This is a genomic window from Pseudomonas shahriarae (genome assembly GCF_014268455.2).
Classification (GTDB): Bacteria; Pseudomonadota; Gammaproteobacteria; order Pseudomonadales; family Pseudomonadaceae; genus Aquipseudomonas; species Aquipseudomonas shahriarae.
In genome coordinates this window covers 5,450,876-5,463,966 of sequence record NZ_CP077085.1, presented here as the reverse complement: position 1 = coordinate 5,463,966, position 13,091 = coordinate 5,450,876, and the positions used below count along the sequence as shown (strand labels likewise).

Annotated in this window: 12 protein-coding genes; 8 read left to right on the top strand and 4 right to left on the bottom strand. The window is 60.3% G+C overall.

Annotated features, from left to right (window positions below):
• Positions 1 to 19 precede the first annotated feature (19 nt).
• From HU773_RS24450 to HU773_RS24420, 7 genes are all read left to right on the top strand, one after another.
• On the top strand, positions 20 to 346 hold the full coding sequence (locus tag HU773_RS24450) for a DUF1820 family protein (protein WP_003236992.1): 327 nt from the start codon (positions 20 to 22) through the stop codon (positions 344 to 346).
• Between the two features lie 108 nt (positions 347 to 454).
• A complete protein-coding gene (locus HU773_RS24445; protein WP_120734194.1) occupies positions 455 to 1,315 on the top strand; it encodes a MurR/RpiR family transcriptional regulator in 861 nt (286 codons plus the stop codon).
• Positions 1,316 to 1,408: 93 nt separating this feature from the next.
• Positions 1,409 to 3,466, top strand: coding sequence for an oxidoreductase (locus HU773_RS24440; RefSeq protein ID WP_120734193.1), 2,058 nt, complete (start codon positions 1,409 to 1,411; stop codon positions 3,464 to 3,466).
• 36 nt (positions 3,467 to 3,502) lie between these two features.
• Complete coding sequence (locus HU773_RS24435) at positions 3,503 to 4,273, top strand: transporter substrate-binding domain-containing protein (RefSeq protein ID WP_057960688.1); 771 nt, start codon at positions 3,503 to 3,505, stop codon at positions 4,271 to 4,273.
• Positions 4,274 to 4,304: 31 nt separating this feature from the next.
• Positions 4,305 to 5,024 (top strand): ABC transporter permease, encoded by a 720-nt coding sequence (locus HU773_RS24430; protein ID WP_115129067.1) that lies wholly within the window; start codon positions 4,305 to 4,307, stop codon positions 5,022 to 5,024.
• A complete protein-coding gene (locus HU773_RS24425; RefSeq protein ID WP_186625024.1) occupies positions 5,021 to 5,731 on the top strand; it encodes an ABC transporter permease in 711 nt (236 codons plus the stop codon). Before HU773_RS24430 ends, HU773_RS24425 begins: the two co-directional genes overlap by 4 nt.
• A gap of 9 nt (positions 5,732 to 5,740) precedes the next feature.
• Complete coding sequence (locus tag HU773_RS24420; RefSeq protein ID WP_169989725.1) at positions 5,741 to 6,853, top strand: succinylglutamate desuccinylase/aspartoacylase family protein; 1,113 nt, start codon at positions 5,741 to 5,743, stop codon at positions 6,851 to 6,853.
• A 4-nt stretch (positions 6,854 to 6,857) separates the two neighbouring features.
• On the opposite strand, the gene HU773_RS24415 is transcribed toward HU773_RS24420, so the two are convergent.
• From HU773_RS24415 to HU773_RS24400, 4 genes are all read right to left on the bottom strand, one after another.
• Complete coding sequence (locus HU773_RS24415) at positions 6,858 to 7,412, bottom strand: tetratricopeptide repeat protein (RefSeq protein WP_057439017.1); 555 nt, start codon at positions 7,410 to 7,412, stop codon at positions 6,858 to 6,860.
• A gap of 225 nt (positions 7,413 to 7,637) precedes the next feature.
• Positions 7,638 to 8,921 carry a glutamate-1-semialdehyde 2,1-aminomutase gene (hemL, locus tag HU773_RS24410; RefSeq protein ID WP_120734191.1) on the bottom strand — a complete coding sequence of 428 codons (1,284 nt, stop codon included), beginning with the start codon at positions 8,919 to 8,921 and terminating at the stop codon, positions 7,638 to 7,640.
• A gap of 17 nt (positions 8,922 to 8,938) precedes the next feature.
• The gene (gene thiE / locus HU773_RS24405; RefSeq protein WP_128592775.1) at positions 8,939 to 9,562 is read right to left on the bottom strand and encodes a thiamine phosphate synthase; all 624 of its coding nucleotides are present in this window, start codon (positions 9,560 to 9,562) and stop codon (positions 8,939 to 8,941) included.
• 18 nt (positions 9,563 to 9,580) lie between these two features.
• Positions 9,581 to 10,378 carry a hydroxymethylpyrimidine/phosphomethylpyrimidine kinase gene (locus HU773_RS24400; protein WP_120734190.1) on the bottom strand — a complete coding sequence of 266 codons (798 nt, stop codon included), beginning with the start codon at positions 10,376 to 10,378 and terminating at the stop codon, positions 9,581 to 9,583.
• A 287-nt stretch (positions 10,379 to 10,665) separates the two neighbouring features.
• Here HU773_RS24400 and HU773_RS24395 point away from each other — a divergent pair, with 287 nt between their 5' ends.
• A complete protein-coding gene (locus HU773_RS24395; protein ID WP_120734189.1) occupies positions 10,666 to 13,035 on the top strand; it encodes a hybrid sensor histidine kinase/response regulator in 2,370 nt (789 codons plus the stop codon).
• The last annotated feature ends 56 nt before the right edge of the window (positions 13,036 to 13,091 follow it).

Here is a 13,091-nt window from a genome sequence, read left to right as displayed (position 1 = left end):
GATGTGCTGCCCGCCCCCCATGACCAAACGTGAAGCTCCAATCTACAAGGTGATTTTCCTTAACCAGGGCCAGGTGTTCGAAATGTACGCCAAACAGATCTATCAAAGTGATCTGTGGGGCTTCCTGGAAGTGGAAGAGTTCGTCTTTGGCGAGCGCACGCAGCTGGTCGTCGATCCGGGCGAGGAAAAGCTCAAGGCCCAGTTCGAAGGCGTGGTGCGCAGTTTTGTGCCGATGCATTCGATTGTGCGCATCGACGAAGTCGAGCGCCTGGGCACGCCCAAGATCAGCGAGGCGCGGGGTGTGAGCAATGTCATGCCGTTTCCGATGCCGATGCCGGAAAAGTAGAACGCTGGGCTCCAGACCCTGATTTGTAGGATTGTTCTGATAGTTATCTGTCACGTATTGACTGAGTGATAGAAAAATATCAGTTTGTGCTCATGCGCAGAGGACGCCATGAACACACCTATAAAAACACGCCTCCAACAGCAGCTGTCATCCAGATCGCCTTCCTATCGCGCGCTGGCGGCTTATATTTTGTCGAACTTGAGGGATCTGCCCTTCGAGAACTCGGCGATGGTGGCGCAGAAGCTTGCCATCAGTGAGTCCACCGTTGGCCGCTTCTGTCGCGCCGTGGGCTACAAGCATTTCAAAGACCTCAAGAACGAACTCAAGGATGACTTGGGCGATAGCCCCTGGTTGATCGGCGACCGGCTGCGCGCTTTCCAGCAGGAGGGTTCTGATAGCCAGCGTTCGTTGGCCCGCAGCCTGGAGTTGGAAATCGCGGCCCTGGTGCGGGTTTATGAATACACCCGTACCGTTCCCTGGCAGGCAGTGACCAGCAGGCTTGCGCAAACACCGCAGATTTTTGTCGCCGGTTTCGGGACTGAGCGCGGTACCGCCTGTTCCATGGCTCATATGCTGCAGTATCTGCGCCGTGGCGTGCATCTGCTGGATGGCGCCTCCGGTCATTTCGGCGAGGTATTGCTCGCTTCCCCGGCCGGTTCGATGCTGATTGTCTATGAAGCGCGACGTTATTCGCGCCAATCACTGCTGTTATGTCGCGAGGCTCGCAGCCGCAATATTCCCGTCACGCTGATTACCGATAACTTTTGCGAGTGGGCCGAGCAAAATGCCGACGAGGTATTCCGGGTGTCCACGGAGCTTGAGCTGCTATGGGACTCGACGTCGACCATGTTGTCCCTGACCCATTTGTTGATTAACGATATGTCGAAAAAGCTCGGTCCAGAGATGGAAGAGTATTTGCGTTCAATCGCACAGTTGCATCAAACATTTGTAGGTTATGTACAAAGTTGAACCTGCGTTGCAATTCGACTGTTAACGCACGACTGATTTTTATATAGCTCTTTGAGCCTTTATCAACGGACTTATTCGTTCGGGAGTAGCCCTGTGCGCGATCCTCGGTATGACATTCTTTTTGAATCAGTTCAAATAGGACCGGTTCGCACCCGTAACCGCTTTTATCAAGTGCCTCATTGCAACGGTATGGGGCATGTGCACCCCTCCGCCATGGCGAGTATGCGTGGCATCAAGGCCCAGGGAGGATGGGGCGTAGTTTGTACGGAGGAGTGCGAGATCAGCCCATACAGCGAGTTTTCTCCTTATATAGAAGCACGGTTGTGGGACGAGCGAGATATACCGGCGCTGGCGCGCATGTGTGAGGCGGTCCACCAGCACGGTTCACTGGCAGGCGTTGAACTGGCGTTCAATGGCTACTCCGCGCCGAATCGCTACAGCCGCGAAGTGCCGTGGGCCCCCTCTGACACTCCAGTGCGAGGGTATGACCCGGTCCAGGCGCGGGCCATGAGTCTTGCGGATATCAGGCAACTGCGTCAGATGCATCGGGCGGCCGCCTTGCGGGCGCGCTCGGCGGGTTTCGATATCGTCTATGTGTACGCCGGCCACGATCTGGGCTTGCCGTTTCATTTTCTGACACCGCGCAACAACCGTCGTACCGATGAGTACGGAGGGGTGTTGGAGAATCGCGTGCGCTTGTTGCGCGAGTTGATTGAAGACACTCGGGACGCGGTGGGCGACCGGTGTGCGGTCGCTGTGCGGTTGGCGGTGGATGAGCAGATCGCCGCTGGCCTGTCCCACGAAGGGGAGGGGGCCGAAATCTTCACCATGCTGGCTGACTTGCCAGACCTGTGGGATATCAATGTGGCCGACTGGTCGAACGACAGCATGACCTCGCGTTTTGCCAGCGAAGGTTATCAAGAGACCTTTTTATCCGGGCTGAAGGCGTTGACCAGCAAACCGCTGGTGGGTGTGGGGCGTTTTACCTCGCCGGATACCATGGTTTCCCTGGTCAGACGTGGCGTGCTGGACCTGATCGGTGCTGCCCGCCCGTCGATTGCCGACCCGTTCCTGCCCAAGAAGATTGAAGAAGGGCGGATGGATGAGATCCGCGAATGCATTGGCTGCAATGTCTGCGTCAGTGGCGACCACACCAGTACGCCCTTGCGATGCACGCAGAACCCGACCATGGGCGAAGAATGGCGGCGGGGCTGGCACCCCGAGTCGGTGAGCCCTGCACGCAGCTCAAGCCGCGCCCTGGTGGTCGGTGCAGGGCCCGCCGGGCTTGAATGTGCGCGTGTGCTGGGCGCGCGCGGCATGGAGGTCGCCTTGGTGGAGAGCTCGCGGACCCTGGGCGGGCGTGTGGCGCTTGAGTCAAAATTGCCCGGGTTGTCGAGTTGGTCGCGGGTGATCGACTATCGGCTGGATGCCCTGAGCCGCATGGACAGGGTGCAGATCTATCGGCAAAGCCCCCTGGAGGCTCAAGACGTACTGGACTTCGCCGCCGCGCACGTTTTTATTGCGACCGGCGCTCGCTGGCGTCGTGATGGCCTGGGCAGGGCGCTGCGTCAGGCCTTGCCCGGACTGGAAAGCCTGCCGATCCTGACCCCGGATGATGTGATGGGCGGTGCGCTTGCCCCTTCGCCAGTGCTGTTGTTCGACGACGATCATTACTACATGGGCAGCGTGCTGGCCGAGCGGTTGGTGGCCCAGGGCGTGGAGGTTGTCTTCGTCACCCCGGCAGCGGATGTTGCGGCCTGGACCCATAACACCCTTGAACAACATCGCATCCAGCGTCGCCTGCTAGAACTGGATGTCACCATTATCGCTTCCCACTCGCTGATGACGGTGACGTCTGATGGTGTGATTGCCAGCTGTGTCTATACCGGTCGGCCTCGTGTGATTGCTGTGGCCTCGCTGTTACTGGTGACGTCCCGCGAGCCCGAGCAGGCTTTGTTCCGGGCGCTCGACCGGCCTGACGAAGAGTTGCGAGAAGCCGGTATCCAGACTCTGCTCCCGATAGGTGACTGCCTGGCGCCGGGGACCATAGCGGCGGCGGTGTATGGCGGTCATCGCCAGGCGCGAGAATTTGACGCCCCTGCCGGCTCATTATTCATGCGTCGAGAAATTACATGTCTGGAGGTTATGTAGCGTTCTGTTGTTCTACAAATAACGAGGAATAAAACAATGAAAAAAATAGTCCTGATGTTATCGCTGTCTATTATTTTTTTATTCAATGGTTCGGTACTTGCCAAAAACTACGAAGTTATTCGCTTTGGCGTTGACCCCAACTACGCGCCCTTTGCCTATAAAGACAACACCGGTCAACTGGTCGGTTTTGAAGTTGATATCGGCAACGCTATCTGTGCACACCTGGATGTCCGTTGCCAGTGGGTCGAGATTGACTACGACGCTATGATCCCAAGCCTCAAGGCCGGGAAGATCGACGCCATACTGGCCTCGATGAGCATTACTGCCGCACGCCTGAAGGTGATTGATTTCACCTCCGAAGTGTTCTCCAGCCCGACTGCCATGGTGTACAGGCAAGGTACCCGCCTGGAGGCGCCCAGCGGTCAATCTGTCGGCTATTTGCAAGGCTCCATCCAGGAGGTCTATGCCAAGCAAGTGCTGGCCAAGGCGGGCATGAAGGTGGTGGCCTATCCCGACCAGGAGCAAGTCTATGCCGATCTGATAACGGGGCGTTTGCAGGCTTCGCTACAAGACGCACAGCAAGCCCGCAGCGGATTTTTACGCTCGCCCCGTGGTGCCGGTTTTGTCCTTGGTCCTGTGATTGAAAGCGAATTGATGCCAGCAAAAAGTGCCATCGGTCTCGCCAAGGGCAACGCCGCCTTGAAAGGCATGCTGGACCAGGGGTTGGCGGCGCTGCACACGGATGGCACCTATGCCCGCCTGCAAGACCAGTACTTCGACGGCATGGACATGTTCAGCGGCAATTGACCGCTCTTTATCAAGTAAGGAGCGGGCACTTATGTTTGAACCATTATTGCCGGTCGCCGCGCACTTCATGACGAGCCTGCTGGGCTATGGCCCCCTGTTACTGCAAGGCATCTGGCTCACACTCAAGCTGGCGTTGTTATCCCTGCTGCTGGGGCTGGTCTTTGGCTTGATCGGGGCGTGCGCGAAATTGTCCAGAGTGTGGGGCTGGCGCTTCTCGGCCCAGCTTTACACCACGCTTATCCGAGGGGTGCCGGATTTACTGCTGATGCTGCTGATTTTCTATGGTCTACAAACCGGGCTGAGTCGCCTGACAAACGCCTTGGAATGGGCCTACATAGAAATCGACCCGTTTAGCGCGGGGGTTATTACCCTGGGGTTTGTCTATGGGGCTTACTTTACCGAGACGTTCCGTGGGGCCTTGCTGGCGGTGCCCGGTGGGCAAGCGAATGCTGCCAAGGCATTGGGCCTGACTCCCTGGCAGGGCTTTGTGTATGTGGTGTTCCCGCAGATGATGCGGTTCGCTTTGCCAGGCCTTGGGAATAACTGGATGGTCTTGCTCAAGGCCACGGCGCTGGTATCGATCATTGGCTTGGCCGATCTGGTGAAGGTGGCGCAAATGGCGGGCAAGGGCAGTCAGCAGCTCTTGGGTTTTCTGCTGTTTGCGGCGCTGATCTATCTCTTGCTGAGCAGTGTGTCCAACGCGCTGTTGCGTTGGCTTGAGCGCCGTTACAGCAGCGAGATCCGGCTATGATCGAGCTGATCCAGGAGTACTGGCGACCCTTTCTCTACACCGACGGCGAACAGCTCACTGGGCTGGCGATGACCTTGTGGTTGACCAGCCTGTCGCTATGCCTGGGATTCATCGCGGCGCTGCCCTTGTCCATTGCCCGGGTTGCATGCCGGCGGCGGCTGCGCTGGCCGGTGCAATGCTTCACGTACCTGTTTCGTGGTTCGCCGCTCTATATCCAGTTATTGATCTGTTACACCGGCATTTACAGTATTGCTGCAGTACGCGAACAGCCATTGCTGGATGCTTTTTTTCGCGACGCGCTCAATTGCACCGTACTGGCCTTTGCCCTCAATACCTGTGCCTACACCACCGAAATATTCGCCGGGGCCATTCGCGCCATGCCCCGTGGCGAAGTCGAGGCCGCTCGAGCCCTGGGGTTTGGCGGCTGGAAGCTCTACGTTTACCTGGTCATGCCCGCCGTGGTGCGTCGTTCATTGCCCTACTACAGCAATGAAGTGATTTTCATGCTGCATTCTACGACGCTGGCCTTTACGGCCACGGTTGCGGACCTTCTGAAAGTGGCGCGGGATGCGAGTTCCACGACGTTCCTTACGTTTGAGTCCTTTGCCATTGCCGCGCTCCTTTACCTGTTGACCACGTTTGCCCTGGTGGGGCTGTTCCGCCTGGCGGAGCGGCGCTGGTTGAGCTTTTTGGGACCCGGCCGATAGGAGGTCGATATGCAAATAGAACGACATGAACTGTTGGCGGCGGTGCCGGGCATGTCCCGGCAGATTTACAGCTTTCATTACGGACCGCCGGCGTCCTGCGGAAAAATCTATATCCAATCTTCCCTGCACGCCGATGAGTTGCCGGGCATGTTGGTGCTCTGGCATCTCAAGCAACGGCTGGCCGCTCTTGAGGCATCGGGCGCGCTGCGTCGACACATTGTGTTGGTACCCGTCGCCAACCCGTTGGGTTTGGAGCAGGTGTTGATGGACGTGCCCCAGGGGCGCTTCGATAACGAAAGCCGGGAGAACTTCAATCGGTTTTTCCTCGACCTCAGTCAGCAGGTGGGCGATGAAGTGGGCGCGAAACTGACCGATGACCCTGTCCGCAACCTGCATCTGATCCGCGCAAGCCTGAAAGCCGTCCTGGCCCGTCAGGTCCCCACGACGCAACTGCAATCCCTGCGCCTGACCTTGCAAACCCTCGCCTATGACGCGGATATGGTGCTGGACCTGCATTGCGACTTCGAAGCGGTGCAGCACCTGTACCTGGCGCCGGACTTCTGGCCACAAGTCGAGCCTCTGGCGCGCTACCTGGGTGCCGAAGCCTGTTTCATGGCGCACGAGGCGGGGGGGCAATCGTTCGACGAGTGTTTCACACTGTTCTGGAGGCAGATGCAGGCGCGCTTTGCCGGACGTATTCAGCCGCCGGGCTTCGCGGTAACCGTGGAGTTGCGCGGTGTGGCCGATGTGGATCACGGGCTGGCGCGCCGGGACAGCCAGGCGCTGATTGATTACCTGACCTATATAGGAGCCATTGAGGGCCTGGTACCGCAACTGCCCCCTCTGCTTAACCCACCCACACCGCTGGCGGGGGTGGAGCCGATAGTGAGTCTGGCGCCTGGGCTGATCGTGTTTTGCGCCAGGGTTGGCGACGCCCTACAGGAGGGGCAGCGGGTCGCCGAGATCATTGATCCGATCACCGACCGCTCGACACCGGTGGTCTGTGCTCATGGGGGGATGTTGTATGTGCGCTCGTTACGGCGGATGGCGACGGCGGGTATGACGATTGCCCATGTCGCGGGTGTCAGGGCCTATCGACAGGGCGACCTGTTATCGCCTTGACAGGTCAGGGCAGCGGCGAAAAGGGCGAACGCCCATCCGCACTCTGCAATTCCTGCAGGTAATTGCGGAAAATCTGCCCCAGCACCTGGGTCGCCACTTCCAGCTCATCGCGCTGCATGTGCTCGGCCACTTCGTCTGCGGTGTCGAGGGCATCTTCGGCGCCGTTGACCGCCGCCATCTTCAGCACGATATACGCCTGCACGTTGTTGGCCGGCACGCCTTCGCCATGGAAGAACATGCTGCCCAGCTTGAACTGCGCCTGGGCATGGCCTTGCAGCGAGGCTTTTTCGAAGAAGCTCAAGGCTTTGTTCAGGTCGCGGGCAGGGTTTTTGTCGTCGTAGAAGAATTCGCCCAACTCGTATTGCGCCTGCGCATCCCCGCCATCGGCCAGGGTTTGGCAGGCGCTCAGCGCCTCGGCCTGGCTGTCGGACTGAGTATTGAGGGTGCAACGACCCATCGCTGGGATCAACAACGAGTTGCCGCCCGCTTGTGCATGTGCAAGCAGCGGTTGAAGGAGCAACAGGCAGCCCAGAACCAGGGTGCGGCCGGTGCGTTTCATGGGAATCGACTTACCTCTGACGGGGCGCGCGGAGCCACGTGGGGATCCAATAAGCGCGCATTATGAAATAAGCAGGCCTCTGCTTACAAAGTCTTTACTCGTTTTTCTGCTGCGTGGGCAAGTTATCTGCCGGATTGCAGGTGTTTTCTCGAAAAAACGAGGAAATTTCTGTAAGCAAGGTAACAAATCTGACGCCGCCAGGGGCGACGTCAGGTTGTGGCTGTCTTACTTCAGTGCGGCGAAGGCGCGCTCGGCAGCATCCAGGGTCAGTTTCAGCTCGGCGTCGCCATGGGCGATGGAGGTGAAGCCGGCTTCAAAGGCACTTGGTGCCAGGTACACGCCACCTTCGAGCATCAGGTGGAAGAAACGCTTGAACAGGTTGGCATCGCTGCCCATCACATCGTCAAAGGTCACGATGTCGTCGGCACCGCTGAAATACAGGCCGAACATGCCACCGGCCTGGGTCGTGACGAACGGGATACCCGCTGCATCGGCGCGTTGTTGCAGGCCGTCCAGCAAACGCGTGGTGTAGTCGCTCAGCTCGGCATGGAAGCCAGGGCGGCTGATCAGGCGCAGGGTGGTCAGGCCGGCGGCCATGGCCAGCGGGTTACCGGACAGGGTGCCGGCCTGGTAGACCGGGCCCAGCGGCGCGATGTGCTGCATGATCTCGCGCTTGCCGCCGAAGCAGCCTACCGGCATGCCGCCGCCGATGATTTTGCCGAAGGTGCTCAGGTCCGGCGTTACGCCGTAGTGAGCCTGGGCGCCGCCGAGGGCAACGCGAAAGCCGGTCATCACTTCGTCGAAGATCAATACCACACCGTGTTTATCGCACTGCTCACGCAAGCCTTCGAGGAACCCCGGGGCCGGCGGTACACAGTTCATGTTGCCCGCCACCGGCTCGACGATGATGCACGCCACCTCCTGACCGACTTCGCTGAGCATTTGCTCGACGGCGCCGATGTCGTTGAACGGCAAGGTCAGAGTGTGCTTGGCAAACGCAGCTGGCACGCCAGCCGAACTCGGAACGCCCTGGGTCAGCAGGCCGGAGCCGGCCTTGACCAGCAGGCTGTCGGAGTGGCCGTGGTAGCAGCCTTCGAACTTGATGATGCTGTCACGGCCGGTGAACCCACGGGCCAGGCGAATCGCGCTCATGGTCGCTTCGGTGCCGGAGCTGACCATGCGCACCATCTCCATCGACGGCACGATCGAGCACACCAGGTCGGCCATTTCGGTTTCCATGGCGGTGGGCGCGCCGTAGGACAGGCCGTGCTCCAACTGCTTGCGCACTGCGTCCAGCACGTCGGGGTGGCTGTGGCCGAGGATCATCGGGCCCCAGGAACCCACGTAGTCCACATAGCGCTTGTCATCTTCGTCGGTGACGTAGGCGCCTTCGGCGTGCTTGAAGAACAACGGCGTGCCGCCGACGCTCTTGAACGCACGCACGGGGGAGTTCACACCGCCGGGGATGTGTTTCTGGGCATTGGCAAACAACGTTTCGGAACGAGACATGGGCAGGCTCTCTGAATTCAGGATTTGAGGAGTTCGTTGAAGGCGCGGGCGCGGCGCGTCACGTTCTGGGGGCTGTCGGCACCGAACAGGCCGTGGACCACTGCCAGCAGGTCGGCACCGTGCTCCACCAGGGGCGCGGCGTTTTCCAGGGTGATGCCGCCGATCACGCAGATCGGCACCTGCAGGCGCGCGCGGGCCTGGGCCAGCATTTCAACGGTGGCTGCGGGTGCACCGGGTTTGGTCGTGGAGTTGAAGAAGCGGCCAAAGGCAACATAGCTGGCACCTTCGCGCGCAGCCTGTTCGGCCAGTTCGATCTGGCTGTGGCAGGTGGAGCCGATAATGGCATTGCGCCCGAGTAACGCCCGGGCCGGTGTCAGCGGGCCGTCGGTCTGCCCCAGGTGAACGCCGACGCCCAGGCGCGCGGCCAGTTCGGCATCGTCATTGATGATCAGATGGGTCTTGTAGCGCGAGCACAGTTCACGCAGAGCCTCGGCTTCGCGCAGGCGACGGGCCTCGTCGCTGCTCTTGTCGCGGTATTGCAGCAAGGTCACGCCGCCTTCCAGCGCGGCCTCGACGTAGGACAGGAACTTACCGGCCAATAGTTGGCTGTCGGTAATGGCGTACAGGCCACGTAGTTTCATCGAGCAGGCCCCTTGATATTACGAACAGAAATCCAATGGCAGGCGACGCGGCACAAATTGCCCCTGGCCCAGTTGTTCGGCGTCCCGCAGGGTGCGCCAGGTGTAATTGAGTGCCGACTCCACGGCGCTGGCCAGGCTTTGACCCTGGGCCAGGCGGCCGGCCAGGGCGCTGGCCAGAGTGCAACCGGAGCCGTGATAGCTGCCGGGCAGGCGCTGGCAGGTAAACGTGTGGCGTGTGCCGTCGCGGCTGTAGAGGCGATTGTGCACCTCATGCTCGTCGCCATGGCCGCCGGTGATCAACAGGTGCTTGATAAACGGCAGCAGTTTCTCGGCGCATTCATCCGCCGTGCCGTTGGGCAGTTCGGCGAGGATGCGCGCCTCAGGCAGGTTGGGCGTGGCAATCAGCGACAAGGGCAACAGCCGCTCGCGCATCGCATAGCCGACCTCGTCCTTGCCCAGGCTACCGCCGCCGCCGGCGCGCAGCACCGGGTCGCAGACCACCGGCAGGTGCGGGTGCTGCTGGAGCAGTTCGACCACGGTATCGACCATCACCGTGGACCCGAGCATGCCCAGCTTGACCGCCGCGACTTCGGAGTCACCGAGCACGGCGTTGGCCTGGGCCAATACCCACTCGCGGTCGAGCACGCGGAAATCGCTGACATTCACGGTGTTCTGCACGGTCAGCGCGGTCACGGCCGGGGCCGCATGACAGCCTTGGGCGAGCAGGGCTTCGATATCTGCCTGCAAGCCGGCGCCACCACTGGGATCATGGCCGGAGAGACAGAGGACAACGGGGCGAGAGCTGTAGATATTCATGGTGCGCGAGCTTACCACCAAACGCTTTTTGCGTGGCTGTCGGGCAGTGCTGGTATTTGACGCCGAAATACACTGGTAAATGGCTATAAGCCATCATCCATTTCTAGCAATTAGTGCGCTGAAAGGCCCGGGCTAGAGCCTTTCAAAAAATTATTTCAATGGTGTCTTTTGGCCTTTACCGGCTATGCTAGAGTGGATCCAAACAACTTAAATGTATCGCCGGTGTACGTCATCTCAAAAGGAATGGGGGGCTTTTGACATAACCGGACAGGCCACGCTGGGGCTCTATGCGCTATTTGCTGATGTTTCTCTTGTGCGGGCTGCCGATGCTGGCCGGCGCCGTCGAGTTCAATGAAACCACCCGAAGTCTTCCCCTGGGCCGGGTCATGCAAGTACTCGAAGATCCAAGCGGCAATCTCACCATCGCCGAGGCCCGTTCAGCGGCACTCGCCAGTCGCTACACCCCGCACGATAAAGACACCTTGAATGCCGGCTATTCGCGCTCGGCGTTCTGGCTCAAGGTCGACCTGCATTACCTGCCCAAGGATCCCGACGCCCTGCGCACCTGGCTGCTGGAGCTGGCCTATCCGCCCCTTGATCATCTTGAGTTGTACCTGCCCGAGGGTGACGGCGACTATCGCCTGGCCGGGCGTACCGGGGATGCATTGCCCTTTGCCAGCCGTGAGATTCGCCAGAACAATTACCTGTTCACCGTCGACTTCAGTGCGGGCGAGCAGAAAACCCTCTATCTGCGCCTGCAAAGCGAGGGTTCGATCCAGGCGCCGCTGACCCTGTGGTCGAGCACCGCGTACCTGGAAGATCAGCCGCTGCGCCTGTATGTGCTGGGCCTGATCTACGGTGTGCTGCTGGGCATGCTGGTGTACAACCTGTTTATCTACCTCAGCGTGCGCGACACCAGCTACCTCTATTACATCCTCTATATCGCTTCGTTCGGCATGTACCAGCTCTCGGTGAATGGCGCGGCCGTGGAGTATTTCTGGCCCGACAACCCCTGGTGGGCGAATGCGGCGACGCCGTTCCTGATCGGCGCCTCCGCGTTGTTCGGCAGCCTGTTTGCCCGCAGCTTCCTGCACACTGCTCTCTACAGCCGCTGGCTGGACCGGGTGCTGCTGGTGCTGGTGGGGACGGGGGCGGTGGTGATGGTGTTGTCGCTGATGACCAGCTACGCCCTGGCCCTGCGCCTGGCGACCGCGCTGGCCCTGGTTTTCACCGTGACCATCTTTGTCGCCGGGATCAAGGCCTGGTGCTGTGGCCAGCGTGTGGCGCGGTATTTCATCATCGCCTGGTCGGCGTTCCTGATCGGCGGGGTGATCAACACGCTGATGGTGCTGGGCTACCTGCCCAATGTGTTTCTCACCATGTACTCCAGTCAGATCGGCTCGGCCATTGAAGTCGCCCTGTTGTCCCTGGCCCTGGCCGACCGGATCAACGCGATGCGCGAACAGCAGGCGCAAATCCTGTTTGATGCCAGCCAGAAACTGGAAGTGCTCAACCAGCAACTGGCCCACAGCAACCAGTTGAAAGACGAATTCCTCGCGACCCTGACCCATGAACTGCGCACCCCGATGAACGGGGTGATTGGGTCGTTGGAACTGATGCAGACCGAGCCTCTGGCCGGCGACCTGGCGCAGTACCAGCAAACCGCCGCCGGCTCTGCGCGGGACATGATGCGCATGGTCAATGGCATCCTCACCCTCACCGAGCTGCAAGCCGGTCGCCTCAGTGTGCAACCGCAGGTGTTCAGCCTGCGCGGGGTACTTGATACCTTGCGTCAGCAGTTCCTGGGCAATGCCCAGAGCAAGGGGTTGGCGTTCTCCATCGACGTGGCGAGTGAGTTGCCGGATCGCCTGGACGGCGATGCAGGCAAATTGATGCAGTGCCTGGAATGCCTGCTGGATAACGCCTTCAAGTTCACCCACGACGGTGCGGTGCGCGTGCGCGTAGTGGGCCTGCCCCAGGCGGATGGCCATTTGCATCTGACGTTTATCGTTAGCGACTCCGGGATTGGCTTTGCGCAACTGGATGAGGCGACCCTGTATCAGCGCTTCTTCCAGGTGGACGGCTCGACCACTCGCGAATATGGCGGCCTGGGCATTGGCCTGGCGATCTGCCGGCAGTTGATCGAGTTGCTCGGCGGGCGCCTGACCCATCATTCCGAACCGCGTAAGGGCAGCCGATTCCAGCTGGAGGTTGCCGTTATCGCGGTGCCGCCGGAGCCGGCCCGGGCCGTGGACCTGCACCGCGCGCCACAAGACTGCACGGTATTGCTGGTGGAGGACAATTGCGTCACCCAGTTGGTCTTGCGTGGCATGTTGCTCAAGCTCGGTTACCGGGTGAAAGTCGCGGACAGTGGCCCCACGGCCCTGGCGATGCTGCAGGAGGGGGCGTTTGATGCGGTGTTGCTGGATGTGCCCGAAGATGGCTTCTCCCTGTGCTGCCAGATCCGGGCCTTGCCAGGGTGCGGCGAGCTGCCGGTGATCGCCCTGAGCGACGCCCTGCAAGGCAGCGCCCGCCAGCATTGTCACGGCGTCGGCCCGACCGAGCAGTTGCTCAAGCCGGTGCGTTTCGAGCTGTTGCAAGCCGTGTTGCAGCGCCGCCTGCTGTGCCCGTTAGAGGGTGAAAGCGCCGGCAGTTAGGCGCTTATGCCACTTTTTTAAGCGCAGTGACGATGCTTAACTGAATTCAAGGCCTC